Origin of the sequence: Lentilitoribacter sp. Alg239-R112 (assembly GCF_900537175.1) — a bacterium.
GTDB lineage: Bacteria > Pseudomonadota > Alphaproteobacteria > Rhizobiales > Rhizobiaceae > Lentilitoribacter.
Genome location: NZ_LS999834.1, coordinates 566790 through 585986 on the forward strand (window position 1 = coordinate 566790; position 19197 = coordinate 585986).

Genomic DNA, 19197 nt, shown 5'->3' on the forward strand with positions numbered 1-19197 from the left:
GGAGTGACCTCAAATGTCACATTCGCCGGATTCTCATCCGCATGCACCAACTCGTCCTAATTTGCCACGTCCAACATCAGCGCACAAATCATCATCCCTAAAAGGCACTATTCGCATCCCAGGTGATAAATCAATTTCGCATCGTTCATTTATGTTCGGCGGACTTGCCTCAGGTGAGACGCGTATAAGAGGCCTTCTCGAAGGCGAAGATGTCATCGCCACTGGAAATGCTATGCGAGCTATGGGCGCTAAAATTGAAAAACAAGGTGAGGAATGGATTGTAACCGGAACCGGAAACGGTTGCCTTCTAGCACCCGAACAACCGCTAGATTTCGGTAACGCCGGAACTGGATGTCGCCTAACTATGGGTTTGGTCGGTGTCTATGATTTCAAATCAACCTTCATTGGCGATGCCTCGCTCTCATCCCGCCCGATGGGCCGTGTTTTAAACCCTCTTCGAGAAATGGGGGTTCAAGTAGAAGCTGAATCTGGTGATCGTTTGCCAGCCACCTTGCGAGGACCACGCATTGCAGCACCAATTACCTACACGGTGCCTATGGCATCCGCGCAGGTAAAATCAGCTGTATTGTTGGCAGGATTAAATACACCCGGTACAACAGTCGTCATTGAGAACGTCTACACCCGCGATCATACCGAAAAAATGCTACAAGGCTTTGGTGCCAAACTGGATGTTCAAACAGATACAAATGGCGTCCGTACAATCTCACTTGAAGGTCAGGGTGAGTTACGCGGACAAAATATCGATGTACCAGGAGATCCATCCTCGACTGCGTTTCCTCTTGTTGCAGCGCTTTTAACTCCGGATTCGGACATCACTATTGAAAATGTGTTGATGAACCCAACGCGCACAGGTCTCATTACGACACTCATTGAAATGGGTGCGAAAATCGACATATTAAACCCCCGTCAAAATGGCGGCGAAGATGTTGCTGATCTTCGCGTCCGCTCCTCTGACCTTAAAGGTATTATCGTTCCGCCCGAACGCGCAGCATCCATGATTGATGAATATCCCATCCTCGCAGTTGCTGCCGCTTACGCAGAAGGGGAAACCTTCATGGACGGACTGGACGAGCTTCGCGTCAAAGAAAGCGACAGGCTTGCAGCCGTTGCAAATGGGCTTAAACTTAATGATGTTTCGTGTGAAGAGGGTGAGATGTCCTTAAAGGTTTATGGACGCCCCGATGGTAAAGGTTACGGCAATCCAAATGGTGATCAAGTGACTACACATCTGGATCATCGCATCGCTATGAGTTTTCTCGTGTTAGGGCTTGCAAGTGAGCACCCTGTCCAAGTTGATGATGGCAACGTGATCAAAACCAGCTTTCCAGAGTTTATGGATTTGATGACGGGGCTTGGTGCAGATATCAAACAGGACGCATAATGTCTGAGAAAACATTCATCATAGCTATTGATGGGCCGGCAGCTTCTGGCAAGGGGACAATTTCACGTCGCCTTGCCAAGGAGCTTGGATTTCACCATCTCGACACAGGATTAACTTATCGCGGCGTTGCAAAGATGCTTCTTGACCAAAACCTTCCACTCGATGATGTTGTTTTGGCAGAACAAGCTGCGCGAGAGCTTGATCTCGGCACTATGGATGGAAACATTTTATCCGCACATGACATAGGTAATGCAGCATCGAAAGTTGCCGTCATTCCGAGTGTGCGAAAAATTCTTGTCGATGCACAACGCGCTTTTTCTACAAAAACTCCGGGCACCGTATTAGATGGTCGTGACATTGGAACTGTTGTTTGCCCCAATGCAGACGTAAAGATTTATGTCACCGCGAAAGCTGAAACGCGGGCTGATCGCCGCTTTAAAGAGGCGCAAAGCAAAGGTGGCAACCAATCTTATGCAGAAATTCTAGCAGACATAAAAGCAAGAGACGAACGAGATTCGGGCAGAAAAGACAGTCCAATGCGCCAAGCTGAAGATGCCCACTTGCTAGATACGAGTAAAATGGATATAGAGACAGCGTTTACTGCAGCAAAAGCACTGGTTAATGCTGCCTTGAACACAAAGTAAATACATAAATTATCAGCGATCGTCCCTAGCGTCGCATATTGCTCTTAAGCAATTCGGATGAAATCTGATTGATGAAACACTAACAAAGACGCTTTTCGTGAACCAAGGTTCGCGAGTTTTACGGAGAATATATGTCAGATACGAATATGATGGAGGACTTTGCGTCCCTCCTCGAAGAATCGTTTGCAGGTAGTGATGCAGTTGAGGGTTCTGTTATTAAGGGAACCGTGACTGCAGTTGAAAAAGACGTTGCAATCATTGATGTCGGCCTCAAAGTTGAAGGCCGTGTACCGCTTAAAGAATTTGGCGCACAAGGCAAAGACGGAACAATTGTACCTGGTGCAGAAGTTGAAGTTTATGTCGAGCGTATTGAAAACGCGCTTGGTGAAGCTGTTCTTTCACGCGAGAAAGCTCGCCGTGAAGAAAGCTGGATCCGTCTCGAAGTTAAATTCGAAGCTGGCGAACGCGTTGATGGTGTTATCTTTAACCAAGTTAAAGGTGGATTCACAGTTGATCTTGATGGCGCCGTTGCCTTCTTGCCGCGTTCACAAGTGGACATTCGCCCAATTCGCGATGTGACACCTTTGATGCACAACCCACAGCCATTTGAAATTTTGAAAATGGACAAACGTCGTGGCAATATCGTTGTGTCTCGCCGTACAGTTCTTGAAGAGAGCCGTGCTGAACAGCGCTCTGAAATTGTACAAAACCTTGAAGAAGGTCAGGCAGTTGATGGTGTTGTTAAAAACATCACTGATTACGGCGCCTTCGTTGATCTTGGTGGCATCGATGGTCTACTCCACGTGACTGACATGGCATGGCGCCGAGTTAATCACCCATCAGAGATCCTGACGATTGGCGAGACAATCAAAGTTCAAATCGTTCGCATCAACCAGGATACACACCGTATCTCACTTGGTATGAAACAGCTTGAAACTGATCCATGGGATGGCATCGATGCTAAATTCCCACTTGGTAAGAAAATCTCTGGTTCTGTTACAAATATCACTGACTATGGTGCGTTTGTTGAGCTTGAGCCAGGCATTGAAGGCTTGATCCACGTTTCTGAAATGTCTTGGACTAAGAAAAACGTACACCCTGGCAAAATCTTGTCAACGTCTGAAGAAGTTGAAGTGGTTGTGTTGGAAGTTGATCCAGCTAAACGCCGTATTTCACTTGGCCTTAAACAAACACTCGACAATCCATGGAATGCATTTGCAGACCAATTCCCTGTCGGTGCAGTTGTTGATGGTGAAGTTAAAAACAAAACCGAATTTGGTCTATTTGTTGGCCTTGAAGGTGATGTTGACGGCATGGTTCACCTATCAGATCTTGATTGGAACCTTCCTGGCGAACAAGCTATTGAAAACTTCAACAAAGGCGACGAAGTCAAAGCCGTTGTTCTTGACGTTGATGTTGACAAAGAGCGTATCTCACTTGGCATCAAACAGCTTACAAAAGATGCTGTTGGTGAAGCAGTAACATCTGGCGAACTTCGCAAGAATGTTGTTGTTTCAGCTGAAGTCGTTGAAGTTCAAGACGGTGGTCTTGACGTTAAGCTTGTAGATTTCCCAGATGTAACTGCTTACATCCGTCGTGGTGATCTTGCACGTGACCGTGACGAGCAACGTCCAGAGCGTTTCTCAGTTGGTCAAACTGTCGATGCTCGCGTGACAAACTTCTCGAAGAAGGATCGCAAAGTAACATTGTCAATTAAAGCTCTTGAAATTGCTGAAGAGAAACAAGCTGTTGAACAGTTTGGTTCGTCTGATTCAGGTGCTTCACTTGGTGATATTTTGGGCGCAGCTCTTAAAGGCGGCGACGAGTAAGTCTAACTTACTTCCCAAGTTTGAAACTAAAGAACCCGCTGGCAAATGTGCTGGCGGGTTTTTTGTTGCATGCGTTAAGCAGCTGCTACGGCAACCTTTGCAGGGCGTTTCATCTCGGCATTTAACAGGTAGGATGATGCTGCGATAATGATTAACGACCCAAGCCACATGCTACCGACGGGAAGAAAACCGAAAACAAGCCACCCCAAAAGAACATTCATTGGAAGCTTGAGGTGATCGAAAGGCTGCAGATATGCTGCATCAGCCACCGTGTAGGCTTTCGCCAATGCATATTGGGCAAGTGCGGTGAGTATACCAGCCACTACTACCATCCAGATCGCCGTTGGTTCTGAAATTACAAATCCACTCTCAAAAGCAAGAATTGCATTAATAGGTGTCAGCAGAACCAACAGATAAAATGTCAACGTTTGTGGTTTTTCAACCCAGGCCAAACGTTTGGTTGTTAAGCTGGACATCGCCCAGAAGAATGATGCAGCCAGAGGGTATAATGTTTCAATGCCAAATTCATCGGACCAGGGTGACAAAATAATCATACCACCCAAAAAGCCAAAACCAACAGCTAACCAGCGCTCTAATCCCACTTTCTCCCTTAAAACCATGTGAGCGCCAGCAGTTACAAAAAAGGGTGCTGTCATAATTAATGCGATGGCCTGCCATATCGGGACATAAGACAATCCGACGACCCAAAGCTGTACGCCCACGGCTGCAAAAAACACGCGCAGTATGTGTAGTGGCAGATTTGAAGTTTTTGCCGCGGCTAACTTTCGCAGAATCCAAGGCAGGCTAAATAAAAGTGCTATCAAATACTGCCAAAAAACAACAGATGCTGATACCTGCCCGAATTGCATGGTCAGAGATTGAAGAAGTGTATTGATAACTGCAAAAATTAGTCCTGCAATCACCATCAAAACGGCGCCGAGAAGCGCTGCATTTGTATTCAAAACTTTAATATATTGAGTTATTTTTTGAGTCATGGCGTTTTCCTTTCATCTTTCGCACAAGACTCAAGGCAAACAAAAAATGGACACACTCCTGCAGTACAGAAATGTATTCATTTTTTACTCTCTTTCATCCGGACTATGACCGTCGGCTTTGGAATCTCACCAAATCTGCTGACCTTTCCGCTTACAACGGAAAGCGCTCGCGGGCTTTCATAAAATAATGATTACCGCCGGTGGGGAATTTCACCCCGCCCTGAGAACAGAAAGAAATAACCATAGTACGGCTTAATACTCAAGAATATTTTTCTAATAGGAGCTATATACCTTAGAATAGACAATGGTAAATTTTCGACATAGAATTTTTGTAGGAGAATATGGCCCCATGAAAATAGAAAAAAGCTACAATTTACCTTTCCCTCGCAAACAAGTTTATGCAGCGTGGATATCTTCTGAAACAGTGATCCCTCCTGCTACGAGTATGGATATCGATACTAGAGTTGGCGGCCACTACAAGCTCTTCATGAACACTCCCGAATTCGATGCAAAATGCGAAGGTCGGTTTTTCGAAATCATTGAAGACGAATTTTTACATTATAGTTGGGAATGGAATGGTGACGGTGAGATATCGGACATAAGAGTGAGATTTAGCGACCATGAAAAGGGTGCAACTGTCGAATTGACCCATAAGAATTTTACGAAACAAGACAGCCGGGACATGCATGACACGGGCTGGGACAGTTATATTGATGGATTGCGTCATTTCATGCAAAAATCCACCAGTTAATTTTGGCCTTCTGCACTCTGTACCGGTTAGATTTAATCTGAACCGTTAGCTATGTGAAAAAATATCAGTATCTTCCCAGCCCATCAGATCCAGCTTTGCGCGAGTTGGCAGAAATTCAAAGCAAGCCTCAGCGTAACTCTCACGATCTTCGCGTTTTAAATTCACAACCATCTTATCTCTGAGCTGATGAAGATAAAGAACGTCTGATGCAGCATAAGCAAGTTGCGCATCGGTCAAAGTTTCTGCGGCCCAATCTGAGGATTGTTGTTGTTTGGACAGGTCCACGCTGAGCAGTTCACGACACACATCTTTAAGCCCGTGACGATCGGTATATGTACGTGTTAATTTTGAACCAATCTTGGTGCAAAATACAGGAGCACTGGTAACACCAAATGTATAATACAGAACAGCAATATCAAACCGGCCATAATGAAAGAGTTTTGTTTTACTCGGGTCTTCCAGTAAGGCACAAAGATTTGGAGCCTCTTTCTGCCCCTTACCAATTTGAATGACATCTGCGGATCCATCACCGGGTGAAAGTTGCACGACACAAAGGCGATCACGACGAGGGATCAAACCAAGTGTTTCAGAATCAACAGCAATATCACCTGTATAAAGCGCCGCGGCCGCCTTTGAGATATCGCCCTTATGCAACCGAATTTCAGCCATATTCAAATCCTTTAGAATCACTTTTATATAATCGCTGGTCCAACCTTAAATCAGAACTGGTTCGCTTTGAACCGTTGCAATTGTGTTTAACTTGGGCTATCCAAACAAACGAACCGTTGGGGTGCCAAGTTTTCTTGGCTGAGAGGCTAATCGCTAACCCATCGAACCTGATCCGGGCAATTCCGGCGGAGGGAACGGTAGTTGCTTTTCTAAGCCACCTCTTTTCACCGCCAGTTTTCCTTGGATCATATAGACGAAGAGGTGAACTGTGACTGCTATTGCAATGACGATTGCCGGTTCCGACAGCGGCGGCGGAGCGGGTATTCAGGCTGACTTAAAAACATTTTCTGCTCAAGGTGTTTATGGCGCTAGCGTGGTCACCGCAATTACGGCACAAAATACAAAAGCCGTGACAGCAGTTGAAGATATATCTCCGACAATGGTCAGCGCTCAAATTCACACCGTGCTAGATGATCTGGATGTTGATGCAGTTAAAATCGGCATGTTGTCATCGCCTGATATTATTCATGCGGTCGCAAACTCACTAAAGGGCTCAAATATCCCCATTGTGCTCGATCCTGTGATGGTCGCTAAATCCGGAGATGCTTTACTACGTGATGAAGCGGTCTCAGCTCTCATTGAAGAGCTTTTACCACTTGCAACATTGCTCACACCGAACCTTCCGGAAGCTGCTCGATTGTTAGAAACTGTGCAAGCTGAAAATCCGATGGAAATGGCTTTCCAGGGTTCTGACCTCATGCAATTTGGCCCCAAAGCTGTTTTAATGAAAGGCGGACATGGGGATGAAGACATCTGTACCGACCTGCTGATCGGTGTTAGCGCTGAACCCATCTCATTTGATGCCCAGCGTATCGACACCCAAAATACGCACGGCACCGGCTGCACATTATCGTCGGCAATTGCAGCGGGCCTTGCATTAGGATTAGAGCTTGAAGATGCAGTTGGCCGCGCACATCGCTATCTTCAAGGTGCTATTCGTGAAGCTAACCAATTGAGTATCGGTTCTGGCCATGGACCTGTGCACCACTTTCATAATGTCTGGAATCTTGATGATTGATGTTACAATCAAAGGTGCAGGTGTTCTCGGTCTTTGTGTTGCCACAGAGATTATATCTCGTGGCGGCAATGTCACTATGATTGATCCCAACGGTGCGCCTGGACCCCATACATGTTCATGGTGGGCTGGAGGCATGCTTGCACCATTTTGCGAAGGTGAAAGCGCAGAAGAACCCGTCGTTCGCCTTGGTCAAAAAGCAGCTGAATGGTGGGAAAAGCATGGCGCAGATATCACCCATAACGGCTCACTTGTTGTCGCTCAGGGCCGAGACATTAAAGAACTTAACCGCTTCGGACGAAAAACAACTGCCTTTAAGGAAATTGATGCAGATACGATTTCTGAACTTGAGCCAGATCTCGCCGGGCGATATCGCAAAGCGTTATACTTTAAAGATGAAGCTCACCTTGCTCCACGGAGTGCGTTGACAGTACTACACGACGGCCTGGTAAACGCCGGAGTTCAAATACAGACTGAAGCTGCAACTGATAACAATTCAATGGTAATTGATTGCACCGGGCTTGCAGCCCAAAGCAGTCTTAAAGACCTTCGTGGTGTTAAGGGCGAGATGTTGATCCTACATTGCCCTGAACTTGATCTGAAACGTCCAATACGTCTTCTTCATCCTCGTATTCCACTTTATATTGTGCCACGTGGCGATGGGGTTTACATGCTCGGCGCAACTATGATCGAGACGGGTGAACGTACACGTATCACTGCTCGATCCATGCTTGAAATGCTAACCGCAGCCTATGCTCTTCACCCAAGTTTTGGTGAAGCTGAAATTTTGGAAATCGGCGTTGATGCACGACCTGCATTTCCAGACAATTTGCCGAAGATTAGAAAGATCAACGATGTGATCTATGCCAATGGCCTTTACCGCCACGGCTATCTTTTAGCGCCAAGCGTTGCAGGCCAAATTGCTGAATATCTTTTTGATGGCAAAAAACCAGAATTCTCTGACAATGTAAGAAACGAGGCGAAAAATGAACATTTTGCTTAACGGTGAGAAGAAGATTGTCTCATCGCCTAATCTGACGGAAGCATTACACGAGTTGGGCTATGGTGATGCAAAAATCGCAACTGCACTGAATGAAGAATTCATCCCAGAAAACAAACGTCGTGACATTGTGCTTGATGCAGGTGATCGCCTTGAAGTTCTTGCGCCAATGCAAGGTGGGTAAGTTGAAAACATTTTACGGCATAGAGCTTAAAAACCCATTGATGCTTGGCACGGCACAATATCCCTCGCCTACCATATTAGCAGATGCGTTCAAACGATCCGGCGCGGGTGTTGCCACTGTCTCCCTACGCCGCGAAAGTGGTGCTGACCGCGCAGGCCAAAATTTTTGGCAACTGATCAAAGAACTCGATGTTCCCATACTGCCAAATACTGCTGGATGCTACACGGTCAAGGAAGCTGTCACCACTGCACATATGGCACGCGAAATCTTTGACACTAAATGGATTAAGTTAGAGGTTATCGGCCATACGGACACGCTCCAACCAGACGTTTATGCACTTGTGGAAGCGGCTCAAATTCTGACCGAAGATGGGTTTGAGGTTTTCCCTTACACCACCGAAGATATGGTCGTCGCAGAACGCCTACTTGACGCGGGGTGCGAAGTTCTCATGCCGTGGGGTGCACCGATTGGCTCAGGTCTTGGGCTAAATAACGAACATGGGCTCCGCATGTTGCGCGCGCATTTTCCCGACGTGCCTTTGGTGGTGGATGCGGGCATTGGCTTACCTTCGCAGGCGGCTCGCGCAATGGAGCTGGGGTATGACGCGATATTGCTCAACACAGCTGTTGCAAAAGCCGGCGACCCTGCACTAATGGCCAAAGCATTTTCAGACGCGATTTTGGCAGGCAAAGCAGCATTCGATGCAGACCCAATGGAGCCACGCGATATGGCCGAACCCTCAACTCCTGTAATCGGAAAGGCCTTTTTATGAATGCGCCAAAAATCGAAAAACTGGACCGTTTTTACCCTATATTTGATTCCACTGAATGGTTGGAACGGCTACTACCGCTCGGCATTAAACTTACGCAGCTTCGCATCAAAGATAGATCAGAAGCTGAAGTACGCGCTGAAATCATCAAGGGCAAAGCGCTATGCGATAAGTACGGCTGCACATTAATTATCAATGATTATTGGCAAATGGCAATCGAAGAAGAATGCGATTTCATCCATCTTGGGCAGGAAGATTTAGATGATGCGGATATCAAGGCCATCCGAGCCAAAGGTATCCGCCTCGGACTATCGACACATGATAATGACGAGCTTGAGCGCGCTTTGTCATTTGATCCTGAATATCTCGCACTTGGCCCCGTCTACCCGACCATCTTAAAAAAGATGAAATGGACTGAACAAGGCTTGGATAGAGTAACAGAATGGAAAAAACTTGTTGGCGATGTGCCGCTTGTTGCCATCGGCGGCATGAGTGTTGAACGTGCACAAGGAGCATATGATGCTGGGGCAAATATTGTTTCTGCCGTTACTGACATTACGTTGAACTCAGACCCCGAAGCCCGCATTAAACAATGGTTGGACATCAGTCGATGAGCAGCGCGACAGACAGATATGCCCGCCAGATCATTCTTCCAGAAGTCGGCGCGAACGGCCAGCAGAAATTGCAAGATGCACACATACTTGTGGTTGGCGCAGGGGGCTTGGGTGTACCTGTTTTGCAATATCTTGCGGGTGCTGGTGTTGGCAAAATTACCATTGTTGACCCTGATGTCGTTTCGCTCTCCAATCTTCATCGTCAAACGCTTTATGGGGAAAAATATATTGATCAACCGAAGGCAGCTGTCGCGGCAAAAATTTTAAGCGACCTGAACTCTGAGATCGAGATTACCTCCGTTGTCTCACCGCTTGACCCAAGTAATATAACTACTCTCTCACACGGAACAACAATCTTACTTGATTGTGCGGATAGTTTTGCTGTGAGCTACATTATGTCAGATCATTGTTTGGCAAATAATATTCCGTTTTTTTCTGCCTCAGCTCTTGCCTTGTCAGGTTATGTTGGAGGGTTTTGTGCAGGTGCACCTTCTCTTCGTGCGCTATTCCCATCATTACCTAATCAAGCAGGGAATTGCGCAACGGCGGGTGTACTTGGTCCCATTGTTGGTACAATAGGTGGCTTACAAGCGCAGATGGCACTATCGTGCATTCTTGAACTTGATCCATCACCATTGGGGCAACTTGTACGTTTTGATGCAACGTCTTTTCGCTTCTCAAGCTTTCGCTTCGACGAAGCTGAAGAACCATCGTTCCCTATTCTCAAATTCATAGCGCCAGCTGACTTGTGTCACAGTGACCATATCATCGAACTCCGTGGCGAAGATGAGGTCGAGATACCAATCACTGAACATGCAGCACGCATCGATGTTGAAGACTATAACCCTGCAAACACCATGCCAAACAAAAACCAACGCGCCGTCTTTGTTTGTCGCAGTGGGTTACGTGCCCACCGCGCGGCCATAAAACTTCAAGAAAAATGGAACGGCGACATAGTTCTCGTCGCCACAGGATAATTTGATCAAGAAAGGATCATATATAATGCGTAAAGCATCTCTATTAATTGCGGGCGCTTTTGCCCTTGCCTCAACACTGCCTGCAACTGCAGCAGATAAAATGACATTATTATTGGATTGGTTTGTAAATCCTGACCATGGCCCTGTGATTGTTGCGCAGGAGAAAGGCTACTTTAAAGATGAAGGCCTTGATGTCGAGATCATTGCACCAGCCGACCCATCAGACCCACCGAAACTGGTTGCAGCTGGAAAGGCAGAACTTGCCATTTCCTATCAACCACAGCTACACCTACAAATCCATGAAGGCTTACCACTTGTCCGCGTTGGTACGCTTGTAGCGACGCCATTAAACTGTCTGCTTGTCTTGAAAGACGGCCCAATCAAAGAAATCTCTGATCTCAAAGGTAAGAAAATTGGTTTCTCGGTTTCTGGCGTTGAAGAAGCAGTCTTAGGTTCAATTCTTGGTAATCACGGCGTTGAAATGTCTGACATTGAACTTGTGAATGTAAATTGGTCACTGTCTCCTTCGTTAATGTCAAAGCAAGTTGATGCTGTTATCGGTGCGTATCGCAACTTCGAACTCAACCAGATGGAAATTGAAGGCGTTGAAGGCAAATGTTTCTTTGTTGAAGAGGAAGGTTTGCCAACTTATGATGAACTTATCTATGTTGCCAATCCCGACACAATGGATAAAGACATGATTGCCCGTTTTCTTAAAGCAACGGAAAAAGCAACACAGTTTATCGTCAACCACCCTGATGAAAGCTGGGAGATTTTCTCAGGCACATCAACTGAACTTCAAGACGAGTTAAATGCAAAGGCATGGGTTGATACAATGCCACGCTTTGCCCTTCGCCCAATGGCATTTGATGCAGCTCGCTATGCGGCTTTTGAAACATTTCTTCATGAGAAAGAACTTATTCCATCCGTCAATTCGGTTTCAAAAATTGCAATCGATATCTCAGCTCAAACACCAGCTGAGTAATTCATATGACCAACTTAGAAGAATATGGAGAAGTATTCTCGGCTTTGAGACAAACAACACCACACTGGCATGCCTATACACGGCATGCTTTTGTGCGCGGTTTGGGTGATGGATCATTACCAAAAGAATCATTTTACCACTATCTCAAACAGGATTATGTGTTTCTCATTCACTTTTCGCGCGCATGGGCTTTAGCTGTTGCAAAGGCTGGTACTTTGGATGAGATCAAGGCATGTGCAAGCACCGTCAACGGACTTGCAAATGGCGAAATGCAGTATCACGTCGAGACATGCGGCAAACTTGGCATTCCCGAAGATGAATTGTTTAAAACCGTCGAGGCTAACGAAAACCTTGCTTATACACGCTTTGTTTTAGAAGCAGGTTATTCTGGAGATTTTGTGTCGCTCTTGGCAACACTTGCACCATGCGTATTTGGGTATGGTGAGATTGGACTAATGCTGGCAGATGATAAAACATCTGACACCTATCAGGATTGGATTGAAACCTATGCCGGCAAAGATTACCAGGATGTTTGTATCAATGCTGGCCAACTTTTAGATCAAGCCGTTATCAATCGTTTTGGCAAAAACTACACACAATTGCCGATCTGGAACAAACTGATTTCTCAGTTTAATATCGCTACGCGCCTTGAAGTCGATTTCTGGAACATGGGCCTTCGTGGCCCTTGTGCTAACCCAATCGCCGAACCAAATGGCACTTAGATATGACAACAGCACCCAACATATCTGTTAAAGGAACGGCTCTAATTGGTGATCGGGTGCTGTTTGAAAACCTGCATGTGGATATTCAGTCAGGCAAAACCACATGCCTGCTTGGCGCATCGGGCGTTGGTAAATCTACTATACTCCGCCTGATAGCCAACCTTGATACTGGCGCGGACTTCAGCGGAGAAGTGAGAGCATCTGATGGCAAGAGCCTTGAGAGCCGCATCGGTTATATGGCACAAGGAAGCGAACTCTTTCCGTGGCTTTCTGTTCTTGATAACGTTTTGCTCGGCGCACGGTTGCGGGGGGAAGGTGCCGACAAAATGGCTGCTCTATCCATCATCGAAAAAGTTGGCCTAAGTGATCATCTAAAAAAGAAGCCATCTCAAATGTCAGGAGGCGAACGACAACGAATTGCGTTGGCACGAACCTTAATGGAGGACCGACCAATCATATTACTGGATGAGCCATTTTCTGCGCTGGATGCTAAAACACGCAGTGAAATGCAAGAGCTTGCTGGCAACCTTCTTGCGGGTCGCACTGTTCTGCTCGTCACGCATGACCCCGCGGAAGCTGCGCGGTTAGGCCATGCTATCTACTTGCTCACTGAACAAGGCATTACAAATGTTGATGTGCCCGCATCTCATCCGGTTCGGGAAATTGACGATGAGGCAACGCTTCATTGCCAAGGCCAACTGTATCGTCTGCTCAGAGGAACGCCATCATGAGGAGGGTTTTCAACGCAATAGGTGCGACACTCCTTGCACTTACACTCTGGCAAATCATAGTCAGTATTTTTGACTTGCCAAAGTTTATTCTACCTGGCCCACTCCTTGTTGCTGAAACGATGTGGAAGAGCCGAGTTGTTATTGGCGAGAATGCACTTGTGACAATCAGCGAAGTTCTGGTCGGGCTTGCGCTTGGCTCGGCGCTCGGTATTTTGACAGCAATTAATCTCGCTACATCGCCTTTTGCGCGTGCATTCGTCCGCCCTATACTTGTGTTCTCACAAGCAGTACCTGTGTTTGCACTTGCACCAATTCTCACACTTTGGCTTGGTTATGGTGTTTGGTCAAAAATCTTCATGACGATCTTAATCATCTATTTCCCGGTTGCTTCTGCATTTTATGACGGGTTAACCCGCACACCGCAGGCCTATCTGGATTTGGCCAAGGTTATGGGTGCCAGCAAATCTCGTATTATGTGGCGCGTTCGTTTCCCATCAGCTTTACCGTCATTAGGATCAGGACTTCGATTAGCGGCAGTATATGCTCCGATTGGCGCGGTAATCGGAGAATGGGTCGGTGCATCCAAAGGTCTGGGCTACTTAATGTTACTTGCCAATGGCCGCGCAAAAATCGATCTGATGTTTGCTGCACTTTTTGTATTGGCAATTTTTACGGTTATCTTGCATAGCGCGGTTGACCGTCTCGCAACACGCATGACCGATAATAGAACATCCCGCATTCCATAAGAACAAAATGCGGGATGGACAGATCAGATTAATTACTCACCGATAACTATACCCTCACGACGTGGATCGGCTCCGCCTTCAAGACCGTCAGGTGTGATAGCGATGGCATGAATGCCTGATGTTAATGCGCGCACATTTGTTTTAAAACCAAGATCGGTCAAAGCACCCTCAAGCTCAGTTGCCTTTGTACCATCTTCAAGATCATAAGTTCCAAAACGATTGACCAGATGCGGCAGGCTTATTGCCTGTTGAACATCCATGCCCCAATCCATATGTGCGATAATTGTTTTCGCTACATATCCAATAATCCGGCTACCACCTGGTGAACCCACAACCAGCACAGGCTTACCGTCTTTCATCACAATTGTCGGCGACATGGATGAACGAGGTCGCTTACCTGGTTCGACACGGTTGGCAATTGGCACACCATCTTTATGGCTACGAAACGAGAAATCCGTCAACTCGTTATTCAGCAAATAACCACCTGGTGCCATTAACCGAGATCCAAACCCATTTTCAATTGTTGTTGTCATAGACAGTGCATTCCCCTCGCCATCAACAATTGAAATATGAGATGTCGAAGGCAATTCGATAGCTTCATCATCAGCTAACAGCAGCGCATGGTCAAATGGAGGGTTCCCTGGTGAAACGCTCTCAAGCGCCTTGTCACCCATCAGTAATTTCGCTCGCTCTGCAAGATAACCAGCATCCACTAACCCGTTTGTTGGCATCGGAACAAAATCACTGTCGGCCATATAACGACCTCGGTCGGAGAAGGCCAAGCGCGACGCATCGCCGATTAAACGCCAACTCTCAGGGTTGTCGGCTCCGAGTGCTTTTAGGTCAGATCCGTTAAGCATTCCTAATATTTGCCCAACAGTTAATGCACCAGAAGATGGCGGACCCATTCCACAAACATCATGCTCACGGTAAGATGCACAAACTGCATCTCGTTGTTTGACCTTGTAAAGTGCAAGATCTTCCAACGCTAAAACACCCGGATTTACCGATACATTTTGAACTGTGTCGACAATACCCTTTGCATTGCCACCAGTGTAAAAACTCTCTACTCCCTTTGTAGCAAGATTACGCAAGGTCTCAGCATAGGCTGCATTTTCGAGAATATCTCCTTCTGCGATGGCTACGCCACTGGGCAGAAAATAATCGGCCGTTGCTTTAAATTTACTGAGGCGTTCAGCATCACCTGCCACAAGTCCAGCAAGACGCGGCGATACAACAAAACCTTCATCCGCTAACTTAACAGCATCGGAGAATAATCCATTCCAATCAGATTTGCCCCAAAGCTCATGTGCCTTTGCCATGAGAGCAGGTGTTCCGGGTGTACCAACAGAACGGCCACCGACAACAGCATCCCAAAATTTAAGCGGCTCGCCATCTGCTTTTTGAAATAAACGCGGGTTCGCGGCCATTGGTGCTGTTTCACGTCCATCAAGCGTTGTCAGCTCCCCACTTTTAGCGTCAAACCAAACAAGAAATGCTCCGCCACCAAGACCAGAACTTTGTGGCTCGACCAAGCCGAGCACAGCCTGTGCAGCAACCATCGCATCTGCTGCACTGCCACCGGATGCCAAAATTTTTGCACCCGCTTCAACGGCATGTGGATTAGCAGCCGAAATCATCCATTTTTTGGAGGTAACGACTTTGCCTTCTTCTTTCGCCATTTTGCCGCTGGCAATTTCAGGCGCAATTGCATCAGCTGCCTGTTGCGAAAAAGCTGACGACCCCAGACATGTTGCAAAAAGAAGAGATAGTGATATTGATTTTAACATTTACTTACTCCCGTTTATAATATGAGAGCAGCTTACAAAGCCAGATTAACTAGTCAATCTAGTAGAACACTGGCTTGACATCACAAAATTTTACAATGTGTGGTACTTCCAACTAGTTCACAGAACCGACAATAAGCGGTGAACTATTCTCAATATTCACCCAACGGCCTGTATGATAGGAAGCTTGACGCTTGAGATATTGATAAGGTGTATCTCTCCAGTTTTTGACATCTCTTGCAAGATTATCAAGAACAAAATCACCCTTTGATGTTCGCAATGTTAACACAGCATGGCCTTCGCCATTTGGACGACGGACAACCGTGATCAATAGATCCGATGGTGAGAACCCGTTTTCAATCAACATCTGTCGTTTGAGCAAAACAAAATCTTCACAGTCGCCAGCAAGACCGGGATAAGACCACATCTCTTCCTGTCCATGCAGCTCCCAATCAGTTAATGGCTCGACATTGTTATTGACCAGACTGTTGATTTTACGAACGATATCCCAGCCATAATCTGTCACTTTCGGGGCATTCTTCCGGGGAGATCTTACACTACACTCATCGGAAAACTGCTTACAAAATTCATAATGCCCAATAGGCTGAGATGTGACAGAACCTGTAATCATCGCTACGCCAGCATGTTCGGCTACGGCAATTGAACTTGTCCAACCAACGACTGCAGATGCAACAATACACAAAAATACACCGCTCTTGCGAAGCATAATTCACCCCTTGTAATAGTTAACAAAGAGTAAACGTTTTTTGGGTTAAAGAGTCAATCTCGTGATTTGGCTTTTGAAATTCATGGTTAAGATCGCAAGAGATACATAATCATTCCAACATTCCATCAAGACTTTGAAGAATTTTGACAATGTCTTTTTCACGCGAAAGTCTATGATCACCATCTCTGATTAAAGTTATCGTCACATCATCTGCCGAAAGGTGTTCCATTAGGCGCATTGCGTGCTGCCAAGGTACATCGGGATCTTCCATACCCTGGATGATGTGAACCTGCACACCTAACTGTAAAATGCCTTTCATAACAAGGTTTTGTGCACCATCATCGAAAAGTTTTTTGGTAAAAATATTTGGATCAGGCCCATAAGGTGTCGGGACCTCAAAATAGCCTTGGCTTTCAAGTGCTGCTTTTTCATTATCAGTTAGTTTCGGCTCATAAAGTTCCTTTGTAAAATCTGGCGCGGGCGCAAGAAGTAAGAGCCCGTGAACGCGATCAGATTGCCCCATCTTTTGCAGCTCCTGAACCATCCGTAATGCAATCCAACCACCCATGGATGAGCCGACAAGAATTTGCGGCCCTTCAGTAAATTTTTGAAACACTTCGAGACTTTCCTCGAGCCAACGTGAAATTGTGCCATCAACAAATTCACCACCAGATTGGCCGTGACCAGAATAATCATGTCGCGTGCAAGCTAGATCAAGCTTGGCAGCATGATCATCGATTGCGATAGCTTTTGAACCTTCCATATCAGAACGGTATCCACCCAGCCAAACAAACCCCTGAGCGCCTTGTCGCGATGTATTTCCACCCCTGTGGCAAACCGCTATCTGCCTTGCATGACTGCCTTCACCCACGCAAATGTACTCGCTCGGGACTTTGTCGTTATTATCGGTCATTATCTCACTCTCGAAATCCGCATTTTTCAATAAATCTTTAATTATCAAAACAGATTCGCTTATGCCATGAAACTAAGTGATTTTTTATAAAAAGCATGCTATTGACAAATAGAAATGAAACGCACATTGCTCAGTTGATGAGATGTGCGGCATTTCACGTGTTTAATAATATGGAGATAAGTACCATTCGCAGACCACAAAGAGCAACGGCTCCAACAAAAGGCGGCCCTCGCGCAAACCTAGATATCGAAGCATCCCACATCCAACTTATCGACGCTGAAGGTGAAAACCACGGCGTAGTACCTATCGAGCAAGCAAGAGACATGGCCAATGAAGCTGGCTTGGACCTTGTTGAAATTGCTTCAAAGGGCGATAACCCTGTTTGTAAGATTACCGATCTTGGCAAAATGAAATACCAGTCGCAGAAAAAAGCTGCCGAGGCCCGCAAGAAGCAAAAGACGATCGAAGTTAAAGAGATCAAGATGCGCCCTAATATCGATACGCATGATTACGATGTGAAAATGCGCGCGATCAACAAATTTTTCGATAATGGCGATAAAGTAAAAGTAACATTACGTTTCCGTGGGCGTGAAATGGCGCATATGGAACTTGGTATGAAGCTTTTGCAAAAGGTCAAAGAAGAGACTGCAAATATTGCGAAAGTTGAGGCAGAGCCGAAACTTGAAGGCCGCCAGATGATGATGGTGCTTTCTCCTAAGTAAAGTCTATGGTCGCACAGGACGGTTTGATATAAAATCACATATCTTGTTTCTATTTGATGTGTGGTTTTACTTGCAATTCATCAAATTTGCGCCTATACGAAGTCATCCCGTTCCGGCAGGGCATGCCGTGTTCGGGTTTTTTATGTTTTTAACAATTCAGCGGTTCATTTGAATTCGCCCTAATAAGAGGAAAATGAAATGCCCAAGATGAAGACAAAATCTTCTGCCAAAAAACGGTTTAAAGTAACTGGTACTGGCAAAATCGTGGCTGCTGCGGCTGGTAAACAGCACGGCATGATCAAACGCTCCAACAAATTTCTTCGCAATGCACGCGGTACAATGGTTCTTTCTGAGCCAGACGCGAAAATTGTGAAAAAGTTTATTCCAAACGGTCTTTAAGACCCGACGGCCATTCATCTAAGGAGTATATCATATGTCACGTGTAAAACGCGGTGTAACCGCTCACGCCAAACACAAAAAAGTTCTAAAAAAAGCAAAAGGCTTTTATGGTCGTCGTAAGAATACGATCCGCACGGCAAAAGCTGCTGTCGATAAGTCTATGCAATATGCATATCGCGATCGTAAAGCTCGTAAGCGCGATTTCCGTTCACTTTGGATTCAGCGTATCAACGCTGCTGTTCGTGAACACGGCCTAACATATGGTCGTTTCATCGACGGTCTGAACAAAGCTGGCATCGAAGTCGATCGTAAAGTTTTGTCCGATATGGCTATTCATGAAGCAGAAGCATTCGGCGCGCTTGTCGTTGCCGCGAAAGAAGCTCTTGCTTACTTGAAAGACACAACACCCAATGCTTTTGAAAGCGCTGTTAAGTAAGCCAGCGTAATCCTGAATATTGGAATTTTATAGGATCTCGCGCAGGCTCAGGCTAGCGCGAGATTTTTTTGTTTTAAACGTCATGATGTGATGTGATTTTTATTCACATCAAATGAAGGT

22 protein-coding genes and 2 riboswitches are annotated in these 19197 nt (G+C 46.0%); of the genes, 17 read left to right on the forward strand and 5 right to left on the reverse strand.

From position 1 onward, the window contains the following. Positions 1–13 precede the first annotated feature (13 nt). From aroA to rpsA, 3 genes are all read left to right on the forward strand, one after another. Complete coding sequence (gene aroA / locus G3W54_RS15985; protein WP_162654266.1) at positions 14–1402, forward strand: 3-phosphoshikimate 1-carboxyvinyltransferase; 1389 nt, start codon at positions 14–16, stop codon at positions 1400–1402. Beyond that, complete coding sequence (gene cmk / locus G3W54_RS15990) at positions 1402–2046, forward strand: (d)CMP kinase (protein WP_162654267.1); 645 nt, start codon at positions 1402–1404, stop codon at positions 2044–2046. Before aroA ends, cmk begins: the two co-directional genes overlap by 1 nt. A 131-nt stretch (positions 2047–2177) precedes the next feature. Then, positions 2178–3875, forward strand: coding sequence for a 30S ribosomal protein S1 (gene rpsA, locus G3W54_RS15995; RefSeq protein ID WP_162654268.1), 1698 nt, complete (start codon positions 2178–2180; stop codon positions 3873–3875). Between the two features lie 74 nt (positions 3876–3949). Here rpsA and G3W54_RS16000 read toward each other — a convergent pair whose 3' ends face one another. After that, on the reverse strand, positions 3950–4870 hold the full coding sequence (locus G3W54_RS16000) for a DMT family transporter (RefSeq protein WP_162654269.1): 921 nt from the start codon (positions 4868–4870) through the stop codon (positions 3950–3952). Between the two features lie 82 nt (positions 4871–4952). After that, a riboswitch (FMN riboswitch) is annotated at positions 4953–5102 on the reverse strand. A gap of 117 nt (positions 5103–5219) precedes the next feature. Here G3W54_RS16000 and G3W54_RS16005 point away from each other — a divergent pair. After that, positions 5220–5621 carry an SRPBCC domain-containing protein gene (locus G3W54_RS16005; protein ID WP_162654270.1) on the forward strand — a complete coding sequence of 134 codons (402 nt, stop codon included), beginning with the start codon at positions 5220–5222 and terminating at the stop codon, positions 5619–5621. A 45-nt stretch (positions 5622–5666) separates the two neighbouring features. On the opposite strand, the gene G3W54_RS16010 is transcribed toward G3W54_RS16005, so the two are convergent. After that, positions 5667–6290, reverse strand: a complete 624-nt coding sequence (locus G3W54_RS16010) for a ribonuclease D (protein WP_162654271.1) — start codon at positions 6288–6290, stop codon at positions 5667–5669. 107 nt (positions 6291–6397) lie between these two features. After that, positions 6398–6501, forward strand: a riboswitch (TPP riboswitch). Between the two features lie 72 nt (positions 6502–6573). On the opposite strand from G3W54_RS16010, the gene thiD reads away from it, so the two are divergent. The 10 genes from thiD to G3W54_RS16060 are packed head-to-tail and all read left to right on the forward strand — an operon-like array spanning position 6574 to position 14093. Continuing rightward, positions 6574–7368 carry a bifunctional hydroxymethylpyrimidine kinase/phosphomethylpyrimidine kinase gene (thiD, locus tag G3W54_RS16015; protein ID WP_162654461.1) on the forward strand — a complete coding sequence of 265 codons (795 nt, stop codon included), beginning with the start codon at positions 6574–6576 and terminating at the stop codon, positions 7366–7368. Next, positions 7361–8368, forward strand: a complete 1008-nt coding sequence (locus G3W54_RS16020; protein ID WP_162654272.1) for an FAD-dependent oxidoreductase — start codon at positions 7361–7363, stop codon at positions 8366–8368. Before thiD ends, G3W54_RS16020 begins: the two co-directional genes overlap by 8 nt. Beyond that, positions 8352–8549: a sulfur carrier protein ThiS gene (gene thiS, locus G3W54_RS16025; RefSeq protein WP_162654273.1), complete on the forward strand. Its 198-nt coding sequence runs from the start codon at positions 8352–8354 to the stop codon at positions 8547–8549. Before G3W54_RS16020 ends, thiS begins: the two co-directional genes overlap by 17 nt. Before the next feature lies 1 nt (position 8550). Beyond that, positions 8551–9321, forward strand: a complete 771-nt coding sequence (locus G3W54_RS16030; RefSeq protein ID WP_162654274.1) for a thiazole synthase — start codon at positions 8551–8553, stop codon at positions 9319–9321. An 11-nt stretch (positions 9322–9332) separates the two neighbouring features. Then, the gene (locus G3W54_RS16035; RefSeq protein ID WP_197742893.1) at positions 9333–9932 is read left to right on the forward strand and encodes a thiamine phosphate synthase; all 600 of its coding nucleotides are present in this window, start codon (positions 9333–9335) and stop codon (positions 9930–9932) included. Beyond that, a complete protein-coding gene (locus G3W54_RS16040; protein ID WP_162654276.1) occupies positions 9929–10909 on the forward strand; it encodes a HesA/MoeB/ThiF family protein in 981 nt (326 codons plus the stop codon). The genes G3W54_RS16035 and G3W54_RS16040 overlap by 4 nt, the downstream gene beginning before the upstream one ends. A 25-nt stretch (positions 10910–10934) precedes the next feature. After that, a complete protein-coding gene (locus G3W54_RS16045) occupies positions 10935–11894 on the forward strand; it encodes an ABC transporter substrate-binding protein (protein WP_162654277.1) in 960 nt (319 codons plus the stop codon). A 5-nt stretch (positions 11895–11899) separates the two neighbouring features. Further along, the gene (tenA, locus tag G3W54_RS16050) at positions 11900–12616 is read left to right on the forward strand and encodes a thiaminase II (protein ID WP_162654278.1); all 717 of its coding nucleotides are present in this window, start codon (positions 11900–11902) and stop codon (positions 12614–12616) included. A gap of 2 nt (positions 12617–12618) precedes the next feature. Then, the gene (locus G3W54_RS16055; protein WP_162654279.1) at positions 12619–13347 is read left to right on the forward strand and encodes an ABC transporter ATP-binding protein; all 729 of its coding nucleotides are present in this window, start codon (positions 12619–12621) and stop codon (positions 13345–13347) included. Continuing rightward, complete coding sequence (locus G3W54_RS16060) at positions 13344–14093, forward strand: ABC transporter permease (RefSeq protein ID WP_162654280.1); 750 nt, start codon at positions 13344–13346, stop codon at positions 14091–14093. The genes G3W54_RS16055 and G3W54_RS16060 overlap by 4 nt, the downstream gene beginning before the upstream one ends. Before the next feature lie 32 nt (positions 14094–14125). On the opposite strand, the gene ggt is transcribed toward G3W54_RS16060, so the two are convergent. The 3 genes from ggt to G3W54_RS16075 form a co-directional block, all read right to left on the reverse strand. Further along, a complete protein-coding gene (gene ggt / locus G3W54_RS16065) occupies positions 14126–15883 on the reverse strand; it encodes a gamma-glutamyltransferase (protein WP_162654281.1) in 1758 nt (585 codons plus the stop codon). Positions 15884–15995: 112 nt separating this feature from the next. Continuing rightward, positions 15996–16607: a transglutaminase-like cysteine peptidase gene (locus G3W54_RS16070; RefSeq protein ID WP_162654282.1), complete on the reverse strand. Its 612-nt coding sequence runs from the start codon at positions 16605–16607 to the stop codon at positions 15996–15998. Between the two features lie 109 nt (positions 16608–16716). Next, positions 16717–17520 (reverse strand): alpha/beta hydrolase, encoded by an 804-nt coding sequence (locus G3W54_RS16075; RefSeq protein WP_162654283.1) that lies wholly within the window; start codon positions 17518–17520, stop codon positions 16717–16719. A 185-nt stretch (positions 17521–17705) separates the two neighbouring features. Between G3W54_RS16075 and infC the strand changes: the two genes are divergently transcribed. The 3 genes from infC to rplT all read left to right on the forward strand — a co-directional run bounded on the left by infC (position 17706) and on the right by rplT (position 19077). Then, positions 17706–18242 (forward strand): translation initiation factor IF-3, encoded by a 537-nt coding sequence (infC, locus tag G3W54_RS16080; RefSeq protein ID WP_244627967.1) that lies wholly within the window; start codon positions 17706–17708, stop codon positions 18240–18242. 198 nt (positions 18243–18440) lie between these two features. Further along, on the forward strand, positions 18441–18641 hold the full coding sequence (gene rpmI, locus G3W54_RS16085; protein WP_162654285.1) for a 50S ribosomal protein L35: 201 nt from the start codon (positions 18441–18443) through the stop codon (positions 18639–18641). Between the two features lie 34 nt (positions 18642–18675). Further along, positions 18676–19077 (forward strand): 50S ribosomal protein L20, encoded by a 402-nt coding sequence (gene rplT / locus G3W54_RS16090; protein ID WP_162654286.1) that lies wholly within the window; start codon positions 18676–18678, stop codon positions 19075–19077. Positions 19078–19197 lie beyond the last annotated feature (120 nt).